Source organism: Brevundimonas sp. AC546 (assembly GCF_979258305.1).
Genome location: NZ_OZ409849.1, coordinates 1,069,361 through 1,089,772 on the forward strand (window position 1 = coordinate 1,069,361; position 20,412 = coordinate 1,089,772).

Below are 20,412 nucleotides of genomic sequence, written 5' to 3' on the forward strand. Positions count from 1 at the left end.
ATGGTACGTCCTCTCGGGCTCGAACCGAGGACCCTCTGATTAAAAGTCAGATGCTCTAACCAACTGAGCTAAGGACGCACCGTGCGACGTCCGGGCGCTCCCGAACCGTCGAAGGGCGCCTTCTGTTGTAATCCGGCCTTCCGGTCAAGACCCGGTCTGCTACTCATGTGCCATGCAACCGTTAAATGGCGTCCGCATCATCGAATTCGACGGCCTGGGGCCGGTCACCTTCGCCGGCATGATGCTGGCGGACCTGGGGGCGGAGGTGGTGCGCCTGACGCGCGACGCCTTGGCCGGGCCCGCGGTGTTCGACGAGGTCGGCGGCGCGGTGCTGCACCGGGGTCGGATCGCCGTGCCGGTCGATCTGAAGTCGGACGTCGACCGCGAGCGTATCCTGCAACTGATAGATGGGGCGGACGCCGTGATCGAAGGGTTCAGGCCCGGCGTGATGGAGCGGCTGGGCTATGGGCCGGAGGTGCTGCAGGCGAGAAAACCCGCGCTGGTGTTCGGGCGGGTGACGGGCTGGGGCCAGACGGGGCCGTTGGCGAATGCGGTGGGGCATGACCTGAACTACATCGGCCTGTCGGGGGTGTTGCACGCCATGGGGGAGGCGGATCGTCCGCCCTTCCCGCCGCTGAACCTGGTAGGCGACTATGGCGGCGGGGCCATGCTGCTGGTGGTCGGCGTGCTGGCGGCGCTTGTGGAGGCCAAGACCACCGGGCGTGGTCGGGTGGTGGATGCGGCCATGACCGACGGCGCGGCCCTGTTGGGCGGGCTGTTCCAGGCTCTGCGCGGTGAGGGGATGTGGAGCGAGCGGCGGGGGGGCAATCTGCTGGACGGAGGCGCGCCCTTCTATCGGTGCTATACCTGTCGCGACGGCGGGTTCGTGGCGGTGGCGGCGCTGGAGCCGCGCTTTTACGCCGCCCTGCTGGCCGGGCTGGAGATCGATCCGGGCGAGGCGGTTCAGTACGATATCGCCGCCTGGCCTGCCTTGCAGGCGCGGTTCGCCGCCCTGTTCGCCACACGCGACCGCGACGACTGGAGCGCCCATTTCGCCGGAACAGAGGCTTGCGTCACGCCGGTGCTCAGCCTGGCCGAGGCGCCCGACCATCCGCACAATCAGGCCAGGGGAACATTCCAGGACGGCCTGCCGCGCCCGGCGCCCCTGTTCGACGGCAAGGCGGCGGAGCCAGGTCCGAAGTCAGACCTGACGCTGGACCAGATGGTCACGAAATGGTCCCATCACGCAGGATGACCGTCGTCGTTTTCAGCGCTAAGGGAACGGCTTAGCGCCGCAGGCGTTGCTAGAGCGAAGACCCGGGGACTTTCATGACACGCTCGACATTAGTTCTGGCCGCCGCTGCGTTGGGCGTCCTTGCGCTCTCGGCCTGCGACGATCGGCCGTCGAGGGATGACGACGATTACATCGAAGCGCCCGTGGCGCCCGCGCGCCCGCCGGTGAAGGAAGAGACGCCGCCGCCCCCACCCGAGGTGCAGGACCCGACCCCCACACCTCCGCCGTCCAGCAACCTTCCGCCTGATGAACGCACGTCGGAACAGACGGTCCAACCCGAGAGCGAGACCCTGTTCTACTGAAGAGCAGGTTTGCCGGGGGGCGCAGTTTTGACGAAAGATCGAGTTTGACGTTCAGGCCTAACCTGCTGGTCGCGACCCTTGCGGCCTTTTCGGCCTGCGCCCATGCGGCGGCGGCGGACCCCCGCGCGCAGATCCGGGGCGACATGGATGCTGAACTGCGCCGGGCGCTGGAGCGCGCCGTGGGCGAGGTCGACGAGGCGCCGGCCAGCCGGTTCGAGGCCCGTCGTCGTGCGGAGAGCGCCGTTAGCTCGGCGACAGCCCTGCTGCGCTCCGAGGCCTATTACCAGCCTGTCGTGGAAGACATCGTCGAGGGCGAGGAGACGCCGGTCGCCATCGTCTCGGTGCAGCCGGGCCGACGTTTCCTGCTGACCGATCCGACCATTCAGTGGGTCGATCCCGCCCCCGAGGCCGAGGCGGCGGACAAGGCCAAGACCGCCATCGCCCTGAAGGCCGGCGATCCCGGTCGGGCGGTGGATGTCATCTCGGGCGAAGGGCGGCTGGTCGCGGCCTTGGTTCGCGACGGATACGCCGACGCCAAGGCCAATCCGCGCCGGGTTGTGGTGGACCACGCCGCCTTTACCGTCGCGCCGGAATACCGCATCGCCTCGGGCGCTTTGGTGCGGCTGGACGGCGTTCGCCTGTCGACGCGGGGCCGAACCAATCCCGATTGGGTCGCCGGGCTCGCGCCGTGGAACGAAGGCGACCGCTTCGACCCCGACCAGGTCGCCGAACTGGAGCGCCGTCTGCTGGACACCGGCGTCTATGACGGGATTGGCGTAGCCCTGTCGCCGCTGGACCAGGTGACCCCGGATGGCCTGCGTCCCGTGATCGTCAGCCTGCAGGACCGGCCGCGCCGCGTGCTGGAAGCGGGCGCCACCTGGTCCACGGCCGAAGGCGTCGGGGTGGATGTGATCCAGACCCGCTACAACCGCTTCGGTCGTGCGGACACCTTGCGGCTGGAAGCCCGGCTGGCGGACATCGACAGCCGGATCGGCGCGGACCTGTCCCTGCCCCACTGGCGCCGGCCCGGCCGGACGCTGAAGCTGGGCGCGGCGGTGGTCAACGAAGACACCGACGCCTATCTGCGCACCGCCCTGGTCCTGTATGCCGACTTGCAGCAGCGGATCGGCAAGACCTCCTATTTCAACTACGGCATCGGGCTGGACGCGGGGCGCTACAGCGAGACCCGCTACGACTTCACCACCCTGCCGCCTCAGCGCGTGACCTTCGACCGCGACCTGGCGATCATCACCGCACGGACCAGCGCCTATATCGATCATTCCAACGATCCGCTGAACCCGACCAAGGGCTGGCGGGTCAATCTGGCGGTGCAGCCGACGGCGGTGACGGGCGAGAGCAACATCCTGTTCCTGCGTACCGAAACGCAAGGGACGGCCTATTTCCCGGTGGCCGGTGACCGCACCATTCTGGCCGGGCGCATGAAGATCGGGTCCATCGTCGGCGGAAGCGAGCTGAGCGTGCCGGCGGACCGCCTGTTCTATTCCGGCGGCGGCGGCTCAGTGCGGGGCTATTCCTATCAGGGCGTCAATCCGCAACTGCCGGACGGGACGCCGCGCGGGGGCCTGTCGCTGTTCGAAACCTCGTTCGAGGTGCGTCAGTCGATCGGCCAGAGCTTCCAGGCCGTCGCCTTCGTGGACGCTGGTTCGGTGGGTTTCCAGGAGACGCCGAACCTGACCAACATGCGCTACGGCGCGGGCGTGGGCGTGCGCTACATGCTGCCGTTCGGGCCGATCCGGGCGGACGTGGCGATGCCCCTGAACAAGAGTGAAGGCGACTCGGCCTTCCAGATCTACATCAGCATCGGGCAGGCGTTTTGACCGACACACCGCCTGAAGCCACGCCGCCCGAAACCACGCCGCAAGAGACGACGCCGACCAAGGCCGCGCGGCCTACAAAGCCGCGTCGTGGGCTGGTCAAACGCATCGCCGTGATTACCGGCGCGGTCATCGCAGGCCTGCTGGTGCTGATCGCCGCCGCACTGGTGGGCGGCCGCTACTACATAGCCTCGGACGGTGGCCGCGAGATGGTGCTGCAACGACTGCAAGACCTGAAGATCAGCCGTTATGGCCGGCTCAAGGTCTATGGGCTGAAGGGCGACCTGCTGAGCGACTTCACCATCGACCGCATCACCCTGGCCGATAGCCAGGGCGTCTGGCTGGAGGCGAACAACCTCAGCATGGACTGGTCGTATCTGGCGCTGGTGAGCCGCAGCTTCCATGCCAACGACATCAAGGCGGAGACCATCCGCGTCCTGCGCCGGCCCGTGGTCGAGCCGCCCAGCGGCGAACCGCCCAGCCCGCAGCCGATCTCGGTTCGGATCGACAAGTTCGCCGCCAACGTCGAACTGATGGAAGGCTTCTCCAAGGAGTACGGTCGCTGGAGCCTGTCGGGCGACGCCAGCCTGCCGCGCGCCGGGGCCAAGAGCGCCACCGTCAACGCCGACAGCCTGAACCGGCCGGGCGACTATCTGCGCCTGGCCGCGACCTTCGGCGGCAAGCTGGAAGACACGCGCCTGAACCTGCGCGCCAACGAAGCCCAGGGCGGGCCGCTGGCCGGCGCTCTGGGCTATTCGCCCGATCAGCCGTTTTCGGCGGTCGCGGTGCTGAACGCCGATGTCGTCAATGCGCGGGTGCAGACGGGGCAGTTCGTCCCCCTGATCGTCCAGGGCCATTTCGGCGACAAGGGATCGCGCGTCTCGGGCTTCGCCGACTTCAGCGGTTCGGATCTGCTGGAGCCGTTCGTCACCCGCATCGGCCGCACGGCGCGCTTTGGCTTCGCCATGGTTCCGACGCCCGACAAGGCCAGCCAGGGCGTGGCGTGGAAGCTGATCTCCGACAACGTCCAGTCCGAGGCGCGGGGCCTGATCCGCAACTCGGATCGCAGTTCGCCGGACGGGATCACTCTGAATATCCAGACCGTGTCGCTGAGCCGACTGGTCGGGTCCGATGTGGCCGGACCGGCCGCCTATTCCGGCCTGTTCAAGGGCGACGCCCAGACCTGGAGCCTGAACGGTCAGGCGACCCTGTTGAACGCCAACGTCGCCAGTTATCGCGCGACCCGCATCGCCGGGCCGCTGAACGTGCAGGTCAAGAACGGCCGCATGGATCTGGACGGCGACATCCGCGCCAATGGCGGATCGGGCGAAGGCATCATCGGCGGCCTCTTGGGTTCGGCGCCACGCGTGCAGATGCAGGCGGCGCGGATGAAGGACGGCGCCATCCTATTGGAGAAGGTCGATCTTCAGGGTCAGGGCCTGACGTTGAACGGCTCGGGCTCGCGCAACCTGCTGGGCGGGATGAGCTTCCGCGGCGAGGCGCAACTGACGGACGCAAGGCGTGTGCTGCCCGAGGCGCGCGGCGCCTTCGGCGGGCCGATCCGGGCGTCGTCGGCGCGGACGGGCGCCCCCTGGGTGCTGAACTTCGACGGACGGGGTCGAAACCTGACCGTCGGCATGTCCGAGCTGGATCGCCTGCTGGGCAAGACGCCTCGCCTGCAACTGGCCGGCCAGCTGAACGGCGGCCGGATCGAGATCGAGCGCGGGGAACTGACCGGCGCGGCCGGTCGCGCGGGCGCCAAGGGCATCATCGAGACGGCGGGCAATCTGAGGCTGGCGCTGGATTGGAACGCGCGGGGGCCGTTCGCGGCTGGGCCGGTCGAGATCGGCGGCGACATGAACGGACGCGGCGCCCTGACCGGCACCCTGTCCCAGCCGCGCGTCGATCTGACCGCCGGCTTCCAGCAGGTGACGGCCGGCGCCCTGACGCTGAACAACGCCGATCTGACGCTGAGCTTCCGCAAGGGCGCGGACGCGTCTGACGGGCGGATCACGGTCGTCAGCGGCTCGAACTATGGCCCCGCACGCGCCTCGGGCAACTTCTTCCTGGGCGGCAAGCGCATCAGGCTCAGTGACCTGGATGTTGACGCGGGCGGCGTGACGGCCAAGGGCGCCGTCGCCCTGTCGAACAATATTCCGTCCAGCGCGGACCTGACGTTCACGGCGCGCGCCGGGGCCTTCCTGGCCTCGGGCGAGGCCAACGGCCGCGTGCGACTGACGGACGGCGGCGGATCGGACAGCGCCATCCTAGACGTCAGCGGACGCAATGTGCGGCTGGCGGGCCAGAGCTGGATCATCCGCACCCTGGACCTAGACGGTCGCGGCACGCTGAACAACCTGCCCTTCACCCTGGCGTTGGACGTGGGCGGGCCGACGCCGGCCCAGTTCAACGGCACGGGCGTCTATTCGCGCCAGAACGAGGTGCAGGGCCTGACGCTGCGCGGCGGCGGTCGGGTGCGCGAGGTGGCCTTCACCACCCGCAGCCCGGCCTCGATCACCCTGAACGGCGCGAACCGCACGGCCCATCTGGACCTGGGCATCGGGGGCGGCGTGCTGCTGGCCGACCTGCGCCAGGATGCGCGCACGGTCGCGGTTCAGGCCGACCTGACGCAGGTGGACCTAGGGTCGATCTCGCCCGAACTGCGGGGCAGCGTGACGGGCCAGGTCGCCATGCGCGGCGCCGGAAGCGACCTGTCGGGCACGGCCAACATCGCCCTGCAGAACGTGCGCAGCATCGATGCCCCGCGCGGCTTGGCCGTGGACGGACGGGTGGACGCCACCCTGGCTGGCGACCGACTGACCATCAAGGCGACGGCCGTGGACGAAGGGGCGGTGCAAGCCTCCGCCGATGTCGTCCTGCCGGTCGAAGCCTCGGCCGCGCCGCTGCGGCTGGCCATCGCCCGGACGCGCGAAATGTCGGGCCGGGTATCGATCAACGGCCAGATCCAGCCGATCTGGGACCTGTTCCTGGGCGGCGAACGCAGCCTGGCGGGTCAGGTCAACGGTCAGGCGACCCTCGCCGGCACCCTGAACGCACCGCGCCTGAACGGCCGGTTCGACTTGAGCCAGGGATCCTATCGCGAGAACGCCGTCGGCCTGGTGCTGAGCGACATGACCCTGCGGACCCGGTTCGACGACACGACGGCGCAGATCGAGACCTTCACCGCCAACGACGGAACAGGCGGCACGGTGTCCGGTCAGGGCCGCATCGGCCTGCGCCAGGGATCGGGATCGAATGCGCAACTGACCCTGAGCCGCTTCCGCGTCATCGACAACGACATCGCCGAGGCGCGCGCCTCAGGCCCGATCACCATCGTTCGCGGGGCGGACGGCAATATCCAGCTGGGCGGACGGATCGACATCGACGAGGCCAAGATCGAGCCGGAACTGCCCGGCGCCACCGGCATCGTCTCCATGGATGTGGTCGAGATCAACCGACCCGGCGGCGACCCCGTAGAGACCGAGCAGAAGGCGCGCGGGCCTCAAATCGGCCTGGACATCGCCCTGCGCTCGACCGGCGGCAAGGTGCGGGTCAACGGGCGTGGGCTGAACGTGGTGCTGGACGTCAATGCACGGGTGCGCGGCACCATCGCCAACCCGCAACTGACCGGCTCGGCCAATGTGGTGCGCGGCGACTATGAGTTCGCGGGCAAGCGGTTCGTGTTCGACGACACGGGCCGGGTGACCCTGTCCACCGATTCCAAGCAGATCCGGCTGAACCTGGCGGCGACGCGCGAGGATGCGGCCCTGACCGCCTCGATCGACGTCACCGGCACGGCGGCCGAGCCGAAGATCGCCCTGACCTCGACCCCTTCCCTGCCGCAGGACGAGATCCTCTCGCAGGTGCTGTTCGGGCGGTCGGCGTCGCAGCTGTCGGCCTTCGAGGCGGCGCAGCTGGCGGCGGGCGTCGCGGCCCTGGCCGGCGGCGGCGGGTTCGACGTGATCGGCAACCTGCGCGAACTGGCGGGTCTGGACCGGCTGTCCTTCGGCGGCGAAGCCTCAGCGGTCACGGTCGCGGGAGGACGCTATATCACCGACGACGTCTATCTGGAGGTCATCGGCGGCGGCGAGAACGGCGCGGCCGTCAAGGTCGAATGGCAGCCCCGGCGCAACATCGCCGTCAGTTCGCAGTTCGGCGGCCAGGGCGACACCAGCCTGTCGATCCGCTGGCGTCACGAAAGCCGCGAGGCCGGCGACCGTCGCCCGAACCGGGGCCGTCGCACGCGCTAGCGCGCGGCGGCGGCTAGAGAACCTCCAGCACCCGCTCCGGCGGGCGACCGATGACGGCGCTCTTGTCGGTCTCGACGATGGGGCGTTCGATCAGGATCGGCTGGGCGACGGCGGCGGCCAGGATGGCTTCATCGTCGGCGCCGGCGTCCAGCAGGGCCTTGGCGTCGGCCTCCTTCTTGCGCAGCAGGCCCGCCAGGCCGACGCCGGTCCGGGTCGCCAGTCGCTCCAGCGTCGCGCGGTCCCAACCGGTCTTCAGATATTCGACCACCGTCGGCTCGACGCCCTTCTCGCGCAAAAGCGCCAGGGCGTTGCGGGAGGTGCTGCATTTCGGGTTGTGGTAGAGGACGACCGACATCAGGGCTCGTTCCGAAGGCGGTGCAGCAGCATGGCGCCCTGCAGCGACGCGACATAGATCACGCCGGAAACGACCATGGCCGGCCAGGTCGTGAGGGTGATCCACAGCGGCAGCTCCGGCGTCGGCATCGTGCCCAGCAGCCGCATCCCCAGATTGGCCACCAGACTATAGGCGATCAGGGCCAGCATGATGATCGGGATGGCGCGCGTCATCATCCGCCACTGAACCACCGCCAGCACGCTGTAGAGCAGGACGGTGAAGATGGCGCCAAAGCCGATAGCGAAGGGCCAGATGACCTTCATGAACTCTTGTTGCATGGCGAGTTGATCGGCCGACAGACCCATCTTGGCGTATTCGGTGCTCATCGCCGTCTCGAACCAGCCCGAGGTGAACATCCACCAAGTCGGGATCAAGCCGATGATCAGGGCGATGCCCAGGCCGATCACCATGGACCGCGCGGACCGTTGCGCCTCGGCCATGCCGCGCGGCAACATCAGCGGGTTCATGGCCCGGAGCCACAGATCGATCGTCGTGCGTGTCATGTCGCGTCCCTGTTCGCGCGGAAACTAGCTGTGATCGGCGATGACTTACAGACCCCGACCTTCACCTTTGTGGTCGGGGCGTCTAGGGTCCGGCCGATGCGGATTCTGACCTCTGACCAGGCCGTCCTCGACCACGTCGCCGCGCGACGCGAGGCCATCATCGGGCGCACCATCGACTGGGCCAACATCAACTCCGGCAGCCGTAACGCGGTCGGGCTGAACGCCGTGCTGGACGCGCTGGAAGCGGCGGCAAAGCCCCTGCCCGCCACGGTCGAACGCATCCCGACGCAAGGCTCGACGAGCGTCGCAGACGACGGATCGGTGCGGACTGAGGCCCATGCCGACGCGCTGAAGATCACGGCCCGACCCAGTGCGCCGATCCAGGTCGTGCTGACGGGCCATTACGATACCGTCTTCCCCGCCGACAGCCGGTTCCAGACCGTGACGACACGGGCGGACGGCGCCCTGAACGGTCCCGGCGTGGCGGACATGAAGGGCGGGATCAGCGTGCTGCTGGCCGCGCTGGAGGCGTTCGAGACCCATCCCGACAAACATGGCGTCGGCTGGACCGTGCTGCTGAGCCCCGACGAGGAGATCGGCTCGCCGGCCTCCGCGCCCTTGCTGGCCGAGCTGGGCGCGCGGGGCCATGTGGGCCTGACCTATGAGCCGGCGCTGGCGGACGGGACGCTGGCGGGAGCCAGAAAGGGCAGCGGCAACTATCATCTGATCGTCACGGGCCGCGCGGCCCATGCGGGGCGGGCCTTCGACGAGGGCCGCAATGCAGTGGCGGGCGCGGCCATCATCGCCGCCGCCCTGCATGGACTGAACGGCCAGCACGAGGGCGTCACCGTCAATGTGGCTAAGATTTCGGGCGGCGGCGCGCTGAACGTCGTCGCCGACAATGCGGTGGTGCGGTTCAATGTGCGCGTGCCGGACAAGGTCGCCGCCGACTGGATCGACGCCTCGGTGCGCGTCATCGCCGCCGCGCCGCCGTTCGAGGGGCTGACCCTGGATCTGCACGGCGGCTTCACCCGCGCGCCCAAGCCGATGGACGCGGCCCAGACAGCCCTGTTCGAGGCGGTGAAGGAAGCCGGCGCCCTGCTGGGCCAGCCCATTGCGTGGAAGCCCTCGGGCGGGGTGTGCGAGGGCAATAATCTGCACGCCGCCGGCCTGCCCAACATCGACACGCTCGGGGTGCGGGGCGGCGACATCCATTCGGACCAGGAGTTCGCCTGGCCCGACAGCTTCGTCGAACGCGCCCAGCTGAGCGCCCTCATCCTGTGCAAGATCGCCTCGGGCGAGATCGACGCGACCAAACTGAAATCCCTGCGGATGGAAACTCTCTAGAATGCTCGTCGTCCGTCCCGCCGGCCCTGCCGATCTCGATCACCTGCTGGAGCTGGCCATCCTGTCCGGTCCCGGCTTCACCAGCCTGCCCGAAGATCCCGACGCCCTGTCCGACCGACTGGAGCTGAGCCAGGCCAGCTTCCGGGGCCAGGTCACGGCGCAGGAGGCCTGGTATACGTTGATGCTGGAGGACGGCGACACTGGCGACATCGATGGGGTCGGGTCGGTCAAGGCGACGGTGGGGCTGAAGCGGCCGTTCTTCTCGTTCCGGGTGGTGCACAATACGGCGTCTTCGCCGTCGCTGGGGGTCAAGCTGGATCACCAGACCCTGGTGCTGGTCAACGAATGCACCGGCTGGACCGAAGTCGGGTCGCTGTTTCTGAAGGCGGATCGGCGCAAGGGCGGCGCGGGGCGTCTGCTGAGCCAGTCGCGCTATATGCTGATCGGCGCCCAGCCCGAACTGTTCGCCGAGAATGTGCTGGCCGAGCTGCGCGGGGTCTTCACGCCCGACGGCGCCTGCCCCTTCTGGGACCATGTGGCGCACAAGTTCTTCCCGATGGAGTTCGACCACGCCGACCGGATGAGCGGATCGACCGACAAGCAGTTCATCCTGGACCTGGCGCCGCGCCACCCGATCTATACCGAACTGCTGCCCGAACCGGCGCGCGCCGTGATCGGCAAGGTCCATCCGCAAGGGGTGCCGGCCATGGCCCTTCTGGAAAGCGAAGGCTTCCGGCCCAACGGCCTGGTGGACATCTTCGACGCCGGGCCGACCGTGTCGTGCGGGCGCGACAATATCCGAACGGTGCGCGATGCGCGGCGGCTGACGGTCGAGATCGTCGGATCGGTCGAGGCCGAGTTGCCGGCCCTGATCTCGACCGACAGCATCGCCGCCTTCCGCGCCGTGCGGGCGAAAGCCGACATCGAAGGCGACACCGTGCGCCTGACCGCCGAAACCGCCGCCGCGCTGAAGATCAAGGCCGGCGCCACCGTCCGCGTGAAATCATGACCGTCGCACGCACATCCCTTCTCCCCTCGGGGGAGAAGGTGGGCGGCGAAGCCGCTCGGATGAGGGGGCTGGTTCAGCAGTTCCTCGCGTCAAACATCGACTCCGCATCTGGCAACCCCCTCATCCGTCTCGCTCCGCGAGCCACCTTCTCCCCCGAGGGGAGAAGGGGAGTGCAATCATGACCCGTTTCACCTCCACCGACCCCGCCACCGAAGCCACCAACTGGGAGGGCGAAGCCGCCAGTCCGGCCCAGGTCCAGGCCGCCGTGGACGCCGCCCGCGCCGCCTTCCCCGCCTGGGCCGACGCGTCTCGGGCCGAGAGGATCGAGGCGGTCAAACGTTATCAGGCCGTGCTGAAGGACCGCGCGCCCCAGATCGCCGAGGCCATCGCCCGCGAGACCGGCAAGCCGCTGTGGGAGACGAAGACCGAGGCGGCCGCCATGATCGGCAAGGTCGACGTCTCGATCCGCGCCTATGACGAACGCACCGGCGAGCGATCGACCGACACGGCCTTTGGGCGCGCGACCCTGCGGCATCGGCCGCACGGGGTGGCGGCGGTGCTGGGCCCGTTCAACTTCCCCGGTCATCTGCCCAACGGCCATATCGTCCCGGCCCTGCTGGCGGGCGATACCGTCGTGTTCAAGCCGTCGGAAGAGACACCCCTGGTGGGTCAGGTGATGGCCGAGGCCTTCGCCGCCGCCGACCTGCCGACCGGCGTGGTCAATGTGGCGCAGGGCGGGCGCGAGACGGGCGCGGCCCTGCTGGACGCCGGGATCGACGCCCTGATGTTCACCGGATCCGGTGCGGCCGGCGCGCATTTCCGCAAGAAGTTCGCCGACGACCCGCACGTCATTCTGGCGCTGGAGCTGGGCGGCAACAATCCGCTGGTGGTGTGGGATGCGGCGAATGCGGAAGCCGCAGCAGGCATCGCGGTGCAGTCCGCCTTCATCACCACCGGCCAGCGCTGTTCGTGCGCGCGTCGTTTGATCGTGCCGGAAGGGCCGCAGGGCGACGCGATCATCGAAGCCATCGCCGCCCTGTCGGACCGTCTGGTCTTCGGCCCGTGGGACAGCGATCCCGAACCCTATGCGGGCCCGCTGATCTCGGCACGCGCGGCCGAGGCAGCGCTGAAGGCGTTGCAGGAGCGGATCGACAGCGGGGCCAGGGTGATCCGCGCCTCGGGCCCGGTCGCCAATCTGCCGGGCGCCTTCGTCAAGCCGGCCATCATCGACGTGACGGGGATCCACGTGCCGGACGAAGAGATGTTCGCGCCCTTCCTATCGGTGACGCGCGTGGCGACGTTCGACGCGGCGATCCAGGCGGCCAACGCGACCCGCTATGGTCTATCGGCGGGCCTGGTCAGCGATGATCCGGCCAACTGGGACCATTTCATCCGCCGCATCCGCGCGGGCGTGGTCAACTTCAACCGGCCGACCACCGGGGCGGCGGGCGACATGCCGTTCGGTGGCCTGGGCGCCAGCGGGAACCACCGGCCGAGCGCCTATTATGCGGCGGATTACTGCGCCTATCCGGTGGCGAGCTTCGAAGCCGATGCGGTCGCGAACATCGAAGCCGAGATCAAGGGACTGAGGGCGTGACCCTCTCCCAGCGGGAGAGGGAGAGCGCGCACGGCGGCGCAGCCGTCGTTCTGGCGCGTTCGGGTGAGGGGTTACGGTGTCCGACGGGACGCACCGCAACCCCTCACCCTTTCGGCAAGCGCATCGCTGCGCTCTGCGAGCCTCAAGCCCTCTCCCTCTGGGAGAGGGAAGCGTGGTGACCACCGCCGTCGAAGCCAACGCGGACGGCCTGATCGGACCGACGCACTCCTACGCAGGGCTGTCGCCGGGCAATCTGGCCTCCAGCCTGAACAAGGGCGAGGCGTCGAATCCGCGGGGGGCGGTGTTGCAGGGGCTCGACAAGATGAAGACCTTGGCCGACCTGGGCCTTCCCCAGTTCGTCCTGCCGCCGCACGAACGTCCGAACATCCCCTTCCTGCGGACCCTGGGCTTCACCGGATCGGACGCCCAGGTGCTGGAGCGGGCGTGGAAGGATGCGCCGTCCTTCGCCGCCGCCGCCTGTTCGGCCTCGCCCATGTGGGCCGCCAACGCCGCGACCGTGACGCCCAGCGCGGACGCGGCCGACGCTGCCGACGGGCGGGTGCATTTCACGCCCGCTAATCTGATCACCAACCTGCATCGGTCGCTGGAGCACCAGCAGACGAAGCGGGCGCTGGACGCCCTGTTTCCCGACACGTCGCGGTTCGCGGTTCACGACGCCCTGCCCTCGGTCGCGCATTTAGCCGACGAGGGCGCGGCCAACCATGTGCGGCTATGCGCCGAGCATGGTGCGACGGGCGTCAATCTGCTGGTCTGGGGGCGCGAGGCATTCGAGCCTTGGGACGGCCTTTATCCCGCGCGTCAGACACGAGAGGCGTCGGAAGCGATTGCTCGTCGCCATGAGGCATCAGGCGTAGTCTTGGCCCAGCAGTCCAAGGCCGCCATCGCGGGCGGGACGTTCCACAATGACGTGGTCTGTGTGGGGGCGCTGGAGACCCTGTTCTTCCACGACCTGGCGTTCGAGGACACGGCAGGGACGCAGGACGCCATCCGTCGCGCGGCGGACGGTCTGTTCGAGCCGATCTTCGTCGAGGTCTCGTCCGCCGACCTGCCGCTGGCCGATGCGATCAGCAGCTACCTGTTCAACTCCATGCTGATCCAGATTCCGGGTGAGGATCGTCTGACCCTGATCTGCCCGACCGAGACCCGCGACAACCCGCGCAGCCATGCGGTGGCGCAAGGCCTGGCCGCCTCCAACGGCCCTATCGGCCGGGTGCAGTATGTCGACGTGCGCCAGTCGATGCGGAACGGCGGCGGGCCGGCCTGCCTGCGTCTTCGGGTCGTGCTCAACGACGCGGAGCTGGCGGCGACCAATCCCGCCATGCGGCTGACGGAGGCCCTGCACGGCCGGTTGGCCGACTGGGCGAAGCGCTGGTACCGCGACGAACTGCGGCCAGCCGATCTGGCCGATCCCGACCTGCTGGGTGAAAGCCGGGGGGCGTTGGACGAACTGACGACAATTCTGAGGCTTGGGTCCGACTTCTATCCCTTCCAGAGAGTGTGATGCGCCGATGACCGATGCGCCGATGAGCCCCGCCCGCCGCCTGAGAAACATCGTCGGCGGGTCCGCCGGCAATCTGGTGGAGTGGTTCGACTGGTACGCCTATGCGGCCTTCACCCTGTATTTTGCGCCGGTCTTCTTTCCCAGCGAAGACCCGACGGCCCAACTTCTGAGCGCCGCCGCCGTGTTTGCGGTGGGTTTCCTGATGCGGCCGATCGGGGCGTGGATCATGGGCGTCTATGCCGATCGCAAGGGGCGCAAGGCGGGGCTGACCCTGTCGGTGACGCTGATGTGCACCGGGTCGCTGATCATCGGCGTGACGCCCGGCTATGCGACCATCGGCCTGGCGGCCCCAGCCCTGCTGCTGTTCGCGCGGCTTTTGCAGGGGCTCAGCGTCGGCGGGGAATACGGGTCCAGCGCCACCTATCTGTCGGAAATGGCCGAGCCGCATCGGCGCGGCTTCTGGTCCAGTTTCCAGTACGTCACCCTGATCTCGGGCCAGTTGATCGCGCTGCTGCTGTTGATCGTGCTGCAGAATACGCTCAGCGAGACGGCGCTGGCGTCGTGGGGCTGGCGCATTCCCTTCTTCGTCGGGGCCGGTCTGGCGGTGATCGTCTTCTGGCTGCGTCGCCGGCTGGACGAGACGCACAAGGCGACGGACGAGAAGGATGCGCCGAAATCCAGCGCCACGCAGTTGATCCTGAAACACCCCAAGGAGGCGTTGATGGTGCTGGGCCTGACGGCCGGCGGCACCCTGGCCTTCTATACCTACACGACCTATCTGCAGAAGTTCCTGGTCAATACGACGGGCTTTCCCAAGAACACGGCGACCGAGATCAGCGCGGCGGCCCTGTTCCTGTTCATGCTGTTGCAGCCGGCGGTCGGCGCCCTGTCGGACCGGGTGGGCAGGCGGCCGGTGATGATCGCGTTCGGCGTGCTCGGGGTGCTGTGCACCGTGCCGATCATGACGGCGCTGTCGACGGTGGAGAGCCCGTTCGTCGCCTTCCTGCTGGCGCTGGCCGGGCTGGTGATCGTGTCGGGCTATACGGCGATCAATGCGGTGGTGAAGGCCGAGCTATTCCCGGCCCACATCCGCGCGCTTGGCGTCGCCCTGCCCTACGCCATCGCCAATGCGGTGTTCGGCGGGACGGCCGAATATGTGGCGCTATGGCTGAAGGGCGCGGGCGTCGAGAGCGTCTTCTTCTGGTACGTCACCGGCATGATCGGGCTGTCGTTGCTGACCTTCATCCGCATGCGGGACACGAAGCACAACAGCCTGATTACGCACACCTGACCGGCCCTGGCTTGATGGCGGCCTCGCCGTGGTCCATAGCCGACGACCCTTTGTAATCCAGTCGTCGAGCTTAGCCTTGTTGTTCACACCGCTTGCCCTGCTTGCGCTCGGCCTCAGCCCGCAGTCGGACCCGACGACGCTGACCGACATCGTCGTCGAAGCGCATCGCATCGACCCTTTGCTGACCGTCGTGGCGTCCGGCGATGTGACCAGCAGCGCCATTATCCGCAGTGATCCGGTCGGGGTGCGGTGCGGCCCAACCCGGTTCCAATATGACCCCCACGATGCGCCGCGACTGTGCTGGATCCGCACGCCGGCCGGCACGCCCATCCATCTCAAGGCCGAAAACCCTGCCGCCTCAGGTTGGCATGTCGAATGGCGGGGCTGCGAGGTCAGCACTGATGGAACGGAATGCTTGCTATTGATGCCGTCGGACGGCGCCCAGGTCTCGGCTAGCTTTATCCCGCACTGACGCTCAGGCGGCGAACCGCCCGCCGCGCTGGGCGTAGGCCTGAGTGCCGCGGGTGAAGACACGATCGGTCGGCAGGACGGTTTCGATGGGCAGGTCGTCTTGGCCCTTCAGCGCCGCATAGAACGGGCCGAAGTCCCTGAGCGTCTCGTCCTTCAGGGCTTCCAGGCTGTCGATGACGAAATAGACCTGCTGGAAGTCGTCGATCCGGTAGAGGGTGCGCATCACCCGTTCCAGGTCGAAGCCGATGCGGTTGGGCGACGGGTCGTGCAGCGCAAAGACGCTCTCGGTCGAGGACGACACGATGCCGGCGCCATAGATGCGCAGGCCATCCGTGTCCTTCATCAGGCCGAACTCCACCGTGTACCAATACAGACGCGCCAGGTTGGGCAGCATGCCCAGGCCGGCCGCGCGTTGGCCGCCCTTGCCATAGGCCTCCATATAGGCGGCGAAATCGGGGTCGGTCAGCATCGGCACATGGCCGAAGACGTCGTGGAAGATGTCGGGTTCCTGGAGGTAGTCCAGTTGGTCCGGCTTCCTGATGAACTGGCCCGAGACGAAACGACGGTTGGCCAGGTGGTCGAAGAAGACCTCGTCCGGGACCAGGCCCGGCACGCAGACCACGGTCCAGCCGGTCAGGGCCTGAAGCTTGGGATTGATCACGTCGAAGTCGGGTATGCCGCCGGCGTTCAGGTCCAGCGCGTCCAGCCCACGCAGGAAGGCGTCGCAGGCGCGGCCCGGCAGGATCTTCATCTGGCGGGCGTACAGGGTGTCCCAGGTCTGGTGCTCGACCTCCGTATAGGCGGCCCAGTTCTGGGGAATGGTCCAGTCGGCGGCCGCGCCCTCGGGCGGCTGTTCGAAGACGTGTTCGAAGTCGGACATGGAGCGCTCCTCTTTTGTCGGCAGTCTAGCCCGGCCCGGCCGCGCCTTCCAACTGTCAGTGCAGTTGTTCGTCCAGAGGCGCGTGGTGCCCCAGGCCGTCTGTCGTGAACCAGCGATCGGCGTCGTCGGGCAACAGGACGGATTGACCGTCTTCCAGAACGCCCTCGGCCGCATAGGCGACGAAGCCGCCATCGTCGCCCAAGGCATAGACGCGGTAGAAGGGCTGATCGGCGGCGACCAGGCCGGTCTCTCCGGCCGGGCCGTCATAGGCGTGATCGACATCCATCACCACGCCGCGAAAGGCGTCGTCGCGGTGGCGAACGATCTGACCGATGGCGAAACGGGCTGTGTGAACCTGGGTCATGATAGGGTGATACGATCCGGCGCATGAGCCGGACCCCATCACTCTCGTTCATCTTCCTGACAGAATGGCTTGGCGCGGACGATCTTCGCAGGTTAGGCTGAACGGGACGGGCGCCGTTTTGGACCGCCCACATCGGAATGACGACCCATGCCGGAGACCCACGGCGCGCCCCGACGGCGCGACGAGCGGTCCCAGCCTTCCCGGTCACGGGATGCGTCGGGTCGAGATGCGCCGCTGTATGGCGCGCTCGATCTGGGGACCAATAATTGTCGGCTGCTGATCGCGCGGCCGTCGCGCGAAGGCTTTCGCGTCGTCGACAGCTTCAGCCGCATCGTGCGCCTGGGCGAAGGCCTGTCACGCACAGGCCTGCTGGACCCGCGCGCCATGGACCGGGCCTATGACGCCCTGGCCCTGTGCGCCGAAAGGATCGTCAGGAAGGGCGTGGACTCGGCCCGGCTGAGCGCGGTCGCCACGCAGGCCTGCCGCGCCGCCGAAAACGGCGCCGAGTTCATCGACCGGGTGCGCAAAGGAACGGGTCTGCGCTTGCGCATCATCGACCCCGCAGAAGAGGCGCAGTTGGCGGTCGAGGGTTGCCTGAACCTGATCGACCCCAAGGCCGAGGGCGTACTTATCATTGATGTGGGCGGCGGCTCGACCGAGCTGTCGTGGCTGAAGCGCGAGGAGACGGAGTGGACGACCACCGCCTGGATGTCGGCGCCGCTGGGCGTCGTCACCCTGGCGGAACGACATCCCGAGCCTGCCGGCGTGGGCGAAGCCGAACTTGAGCAATGGTACGAGTCCATGGTTGCCGACATGGGCGCGGCCATAGCGGCGGGTGAGATCGAGGACGTGGAACTGATGGCTCTGTTCCGCCAGGACCGGGCGCATCTGGTCGGGACCTCGGGCGCGATCACCAGCTTGGCGGGCATCCACCTGAACCTGCCGCGCTACAACCGCGACCGGGTCGACGGGCTGTGGATGACGCGGACCGAATGCGAGGCGGCGGCGGATCGGCTGAAGGCGCTTGGGCCGGACGGGCGGGCCAGAGAGGCCTGCATCGGCCCCGACCGGGCGGACCTGGTTCTGGCTGGCGCTGCGATTCTGGAGGCGATCCAGCGCGCCTGGCCATCCGAACGGGTCAGGGTCGCCGATCGGGGCCTACGCGAAGGCCTGCTGCTGCAGCGGATGCGCGAGGACAAGGCGCCGCCGAAACGCAGGCGACGTCGGCGGGGTAAGGGCAAGGGGTCGGCCGCAGCCTAATAACCCGAATTATGGCGGTCCGCCTTGGTCGGCGTCCGAATTCCCTGCTTTTCTCCCAGCTCCCGAAGGTCTTCTGCGGACATCTGATGCGGGGATGTGGCGCGCCCTTCGTTAAACGCGCGCAAGGCGTCGAAGCATGCCTTGTCAGAGCACATCCCGGCCATGACCATGTCAGATGGAGTGGCGCAGCCCGCTGAAAGCAGAGCGACCGCCGCCAGACTAAACAGAAACCACGCCTTCCTCATCGCCGCCTCTCCATCGCTCAGATTGCATATCTGACACGCAATGGGCGCTCGAAACAAGTGCGAGACGATCAGGCGGCCGGGCTGACCTGCACCGGAAGTTCGATGTCGCAGACCGAGAAATCCGCGCCTCTGGCCTGACGGGCCTGCTGCGCCAAGGTCTGGAAGGTGGCGGAGCTGGTGTTCAGGACGGCCGCCGCCGGCCGCTCTGCGGCGGGCAGGTCGGAGGCGACGCGGACGCGAGTCATGCGGTCGGGGTCGGCGACGATGCCGCTGGGGTCGGGGCTGGCCTTCAGCGCCCGCACGACGTCCAGACCGGACACGACGCGACCCCAAACGGTGTAGCGCTTGTCCAACGCCGGATAGGCCTGACGCATCAGGAAGAACTGGCTGTTGGCGGTGTCATTGCCCTCGTCGCGGGCCATGCCGGCGACGCCGGGGCAGTACAGCGCCCAGCCGTGGACCTTTTGATCGCCGGTGCCCGACATCAGGGCGTCGGGTTGGGTCTGGACGGGAATGGAATCGACGAAGCCGACCAGAGCGCCAACGGGGGCCGCGACGGGAGTGAAGGCCATGTCCGCCCCGCGACGGAAGGTGAACTCGCCCTTCAGATCGGGATACCAGCTCTGGCCGTCGCCCGTGCCCAGCGGGTCGCCGGTCTGGGCCATGAACCAGTCGATCACCCGATGCCAGACCAGATTGTCGTAGAAGCCGCGCGAGGCCAGCAACTTGATCCGCTCGACGTGCGCCGGGGCGATTTGCGGCGCCAGCTCGACCAGGACCTGGCCCTTGCTGGTGTCGATGACCAGCAGGTTCTCGGGCGCGACGGTGCGCCACTCGGCCGGAGGCGGCGGGGGCGCAGGCACGGCGGTCGCGTCTTGGGCTAAGGCTGCCCCGGCCGTCGCGGTCAGCATGGCCGTGGCGATCATCAGCGTGCGAATGGTCATCGTCCCCTCCCCCGTCGTCTTGAAAGCGTCAGCCGCCGACGACCTCGGCCACCGGCTGAACGTCACAGATGCTGAAGCCGTTACCGCGCGCAGCACGGGTCGCGGCGATGCGCTCGGCGAAGGCGGCGCTGTTTGCGTTCAGGACGCGCACCGTCGGGCGGCCGGCTTCGGGCATCGCCGAAGCCATCCGGACCTGGGTCATGGTGTCGGGGTCGGTGACCTTGCCGTCCTCGGCGTCCGAGCCCTTCTTCAGCTTGCCGACCACGTCCAGGCCAGAAACAACGCGGCCGAAGGCGGTATAGACGCCGTCCAACTGGTCGCGGGCCCCCATCATCAGGAAGAACTGGCTGTTGGCGCTGTCGGGCGCGCCCGAACGGGCCATGCCCAGGACGCCGGGGCAGAACAGGCCGTGGGCATCGACCTTGAAGTCGGCGGTGACCATCATCTGGGCGTCGGGCTGGGTCTCGACCGGCAGGTCGCTGACCAGGCCGCGCACGCCGGGGCCGACGCTGGGCACGGCGACGAAACCGGCGTCACGACCGCGGCGGAAGCTGAACTCGGCCTTCAGGTCGGGCAGCTCGCTGCCGCCCTCGCCTGTGCCTTGGGGATCGCCGGTTTGCGCCATGAATTCAGGGATGACGCGGTGGAACTTCAGACCGTCGTAGAAGCCCTGATTGGCTAGGGTGCGGATGCGTTCGGCATGGTTTGGCGCGGCGACCGGGACCAGTTCGACCAGCACGCGGCCCTTGGACGTGTCGATGACCAGCAGGTTTTCCGGCGCGATGGTGCGCCAGTCGGAGGCCGCCGGAACGGCCTGAGCCACGGCCGGAGCCTGCACCTGGGCCTGTACTGCGCCGCTCGCCAGGAGGGCGGCGACGGTCGCCGCGATGATCGCCTTACGCAT

Annotated in this window: 17 protein-coding genes and 1 tRNA gene; 11 read left to right on the forward strand and 7 right to left on the reverse strand. The window is 68.2% G+C overall.

The features are described from left to right. Position 1 precedes the first annotated feature (1 nt). A tRNA-Lys gene (locus ACZZZD_RS05415) sits at positions 2–78 on the reverse strand. 94 nt (positions 79–172) lie between these two features. Here ACZZZD_RS05415 and ACZZZD_RS05420 point away from each other — a divergent pair. From ACZZZD_RS05420 to ACZZZD_RS05435, 4 genes are all read left to right on the forward strand, one after another. Continuing rightward, positions 173–1,255 carry a CaiB/BaiF CoA transferase family protein gene (locus tag ACZZZD_RS05420; protein WP_463433323.1) on the forward strand — a complete coding sequence of 361 codons (1,083 nt, stop codon included), beginning with the start codon at positions 173–175 and terminating at the stop codon, positions 1,253–1,255. 74 nt (positions 1,256–1,329) lie between these two features. Beyond that, positions 1,330–1,596 (forward strand): hypothetical protein, encoded by a 267-nt coding sequence (locus tag ACZZZD_RS05425; protein WP_463433325.1) that lies wholly within the window; start codon positions 1,330–1,332, stop codon positions 1,594–1,596. Positions 1,597–1,640: 44 nt separating this feature from the next. Then, positions 1,641–3,434, forward strand: a complete 1,794-nt coding sequence (locus tag ACZZZD_RS05430; protein ID WP_463433327.1) for an autotransporter assembly complex protein TamA — start codon at positions 1,641–1,643, stop codon at positions 3,432–3,434. After that, positions 3,431–7,681 carry a translocation/assembly module TamB domain-containing protein gene (locus ACZZZD_RS05435; protein ID WP_463433329.1) on the forward strand — a complete coding sequence of 1,417 codons (4,251 nt, stop codon included), beginning with the start codon at positions 3,431–3,433 and terminating at the stop codon, positions 7,679–7,681. The genes ACZZZD_RS05430 and ACZZZD_RS05435 overlap by 4 nt, the downstream gene beginning before the upstream one ends. A 13-nt stretch (positions 7,682–7,694) precedes the next feature. On the opposite strand, the gene arsC is transcribed toward ACZZZD_RS05435, so the two are convergent. Together arsC and ACZZZD_RS05445 are read right to left on the reverse strand one after the other, a co-directional pair. Further along, positions 7,695–8,036 (reverse strand): arsenate reductase (glutaredoxin), encoded by a 342-nt coding sequence (gene arsC / locus ACZZZD_RS05440; protein ID WP_463433331.1) that lies wholly within the window; start codon positions 8,034–8,036, stop codon positions 7,695–7,697. Then, complete coding sequence (locus tag ACZZZD_RS05445; protein WP_463433333.1) at positions 8,036–8,578, reverse strand: hypothetical protein; 543 nt, start codon at positions 8,576–8,578, stop codon at positions 8,036–8,038. Before ACZZZD_RS05445 ends, arsC begins: the two co-directional genes overlap by 1 nt. Before the next feature lie 96 nt (positions 8,579–8,674). Between ACZZZD_RS05445 and ACZZZD_RS05450 the strand changes: the two genes are divergently transcribed. The 6 genes from ACZZZD_RS05450 to ACZZZD_RS05475 all read left to right on the forward strand — a co-directional run bounded on the left by ACZZZD_RS05450 (position 8,675) and on the right by ACZZZD_RS05475 (position 15,816). After that, positions 8,675–9,925: a hydrolase gene (locus tag ACZZZD_RS05450; protein WP_463433335.1), complete on the forward strand. Its 1,251-nt coding sequence runs from the start codon at positions 8,675–8,677 to the stop codon at positions 9,923–9,925. A 1-nt stretch (position 9,926) separates the two neighbouring features. Continuing rightward, positions 9,927–10,934 carry an arginine N-succinyltransferase gene (locus ACZZZD_RS05455; protein WP_463433337.1) on the forward strand — a complete coding sequence of 336 codons (1,008 nt, stop codon included), beginning with the start codon at positions 9,927–9,929 and terminating at the stop codon, positions 10,932–10,934. 178 nt (positions 10,935–11,112) lie between these two features. Then, complete coding sequence (astD, locus tag ACZZZD_RS05460; protein ID WP_463433339.1) at positions 11,113–12,531, forward strand: succinylglutamate-semialdehyde dehydrogenase; 1,419 nt, start codon at positions 11,113–11,115, stop codon at positions 12,529–12,531. A gap of 175 nt (positions 12,532–12,706) precedes the next feature. Then, positions 12,707–14,053 carry an N-succinylarginine dihydrolase gene (astB, locus tag ACZZZD_RS05465; RefSeq protein ID WP_463433341.1) on the forward strand — a complete coding sequence of 449 codons (1,347 nt, stop codon included), beginning with the start codon at positions 12,707–12,709 and terminating at the stop codon, positions 14,051–14,053. A gap of 7 nt (positions 14,054–14,060) precedes the next feature. Beyond that, complete coding sequence (locus tag ACZZZD_RS05470; protein ID WP_463433343.1) at positions 14,061–15,344, forward strand: MFS transporter; 1,284 nt, start codon at positions 14,061–14,063, stop codon at positions 15,342–15,344. 76 nt (positions 15,345–15,420) lie between these two features. Further along, a complete protein-coding gene (locus tag ACZZZD_RS05475) occupies positions 15,421–15,816 on the forward strand; it encodes a hypothetical protein (RefSeq protein WP_463433345.1) in 396 nt (131 codons plus the stop codon). Between the two features lie 3 nt (positions 15,817–15,819). On the opposite strand, the gene phhA is transcribed toward ACZZZD_RS05475, so the two are convergent. Next, complete coding sequence (gene phhA / locus ACZZZD_RS05480) at positions 15,820–16,695, reverse strand: phenylalanine 4-monooxygenase (protein ID WP_463433347.1); 876 nt, start codon at positions 16,693–16,695, stop codon at positions 15,820–15,822. A gap of 55 nt (positions 16,696–16,750) precedes the next feature. Continuing rightward, positions 16,751–17,059 (reverse strand): heat shock protein HspQ, encoded by a 309-nt coding sequence (hspQ, locus tag ACZZZD_RS05485; protein WP_428156016.1) that lies wholly within the window; start codon positions 17,057–17,059, stop codon positions 16,751–16,753. A gap of 147 nt (positions 17,060–17,206) precedes the next feature. Between hspQ and ACZZZD_RS05490 the strand changes: the two genes are divergently transcribed. Next, a complete protein-coding gene (locus ACZZZD_RS05490; protein ID WP_463433349.1) occupies positions 17,207–18,319 on the forward strand; it encodes a Ppx/GppA phosphatase family protein in 1,113 nt (370 codons plus the stop codon). Positions 18,320–18,632: 313 nt separating this feature from the next. Here the strand turns inward: ACZZZD_RS05490 and ACZZZD_RS05495 are convergent, their stop codons facing one another. After that, entirely contained in the window at positions 18,633–19,508 is an 876-nt protein-coding gene (locus ACZZZD_RS05495; RefSeq protein WP_463433351.1) for a peptidylprolyl isomerase, read from the reverse strand. A 28-nt stretch (positions 19,509–19,536) separates the two neighbouring features. Further along, a complete protein-coding gene (locus tag ACZZZD_RS05500; protein ID WP_463433353.1) occupies positions 19,537–20,412 on the reverse strand; it encodes a peptidylprolyl isomerase in 876 nt (291 codons plus the stop codon).

Coding starts and splice junctions, on each gene's coding strand:
- ACZZZD_RS05420 (WP_463433323.1), top strand. CDS start 173: ATGCAACCGTTAAATGGCGTCCGCATCATCGAATTCGACGGCCTGGGG.
- ACZZZD_RS05425 (WP_463433325.1), top strand. CDS start 1,330: ATGACACGCTCGACATTAGTTCTGGCCGCCGCTGCGTTGGGCGTCCTT.
- arsC (WP_463433331.1), bottom strand. CDS start 8,036: ATGTCGGTCGTCCTCTACCACAACCCGAAATGCAGCACCTCCCGCAAC.
- ACZZZD_RS05445 (WP_463433333.1), bottom strand. CDS start 8,578: ATGACACGCACGACGATCGATCTGTGGCTCCGGGCCATGAACCCGCTG.
- ACZZZD_RS05450 (WP_463433335.1), top strand. CDS start 8,675: ATGCGGATTCTGACCTCTGACCAGGCCGTCCTCGACCACGTCGCCGCG.
- ACZZZD_RS05455 (WP_463433337.1), top strand. CDS start 9,927: ATGCTCGTCGTCCGTCCCGCCGGCCCTGCCGATCTCGATCACCTGCTG.
- astD (WP_463433339.1), top strand. CDS start 11,113: ATGACCCGTTTCACCTCCACCGACCCCGCCACCGAAGCCACCAACTGG.
- ACZZZD_RS05470 (WP_463433343.1), top strand. CDS start 14,061: ATGACCGATGCGCCGATGAGCCCCGCCCGCCGCCTGAGAAACATCGTC.
- phhA (WP_463433347.1), bottom strand. CDS start 16,695: ATGTCCGACTTCGAACACGTCTTCGAACAGCCGCCCGAGGGCGCGGCC.
- hspQ (WP_428156016.1), bottom strand. CDS start 17,059: ATGACCCAGGTTCACACAGCCCGTTTCGCCATCGGTCAGATCGTTCGC.
- ACZZZD_RS05490 (WP_463433349.1), top strand. CDS start 17,207: ATGCCGGAGACCCACGGCGCGCCCCGACGGCGCGACGAGCGGTCCCAG.
- ACZZZD_RS05495 (WP_463433351.1), bottom strand. CDS start 19,508: ATGACCATTCGCACGCTGATGATCGCCACGGCCATGCTGACCGCGACG.
- ACZZZD_RS05500 (WP_463433353.1), bottom strand. CDS start 20,412: ATGCGTAAGGCGATCATCGCGGCGACCGTCGCCGCCCTCCTGGCGAGC.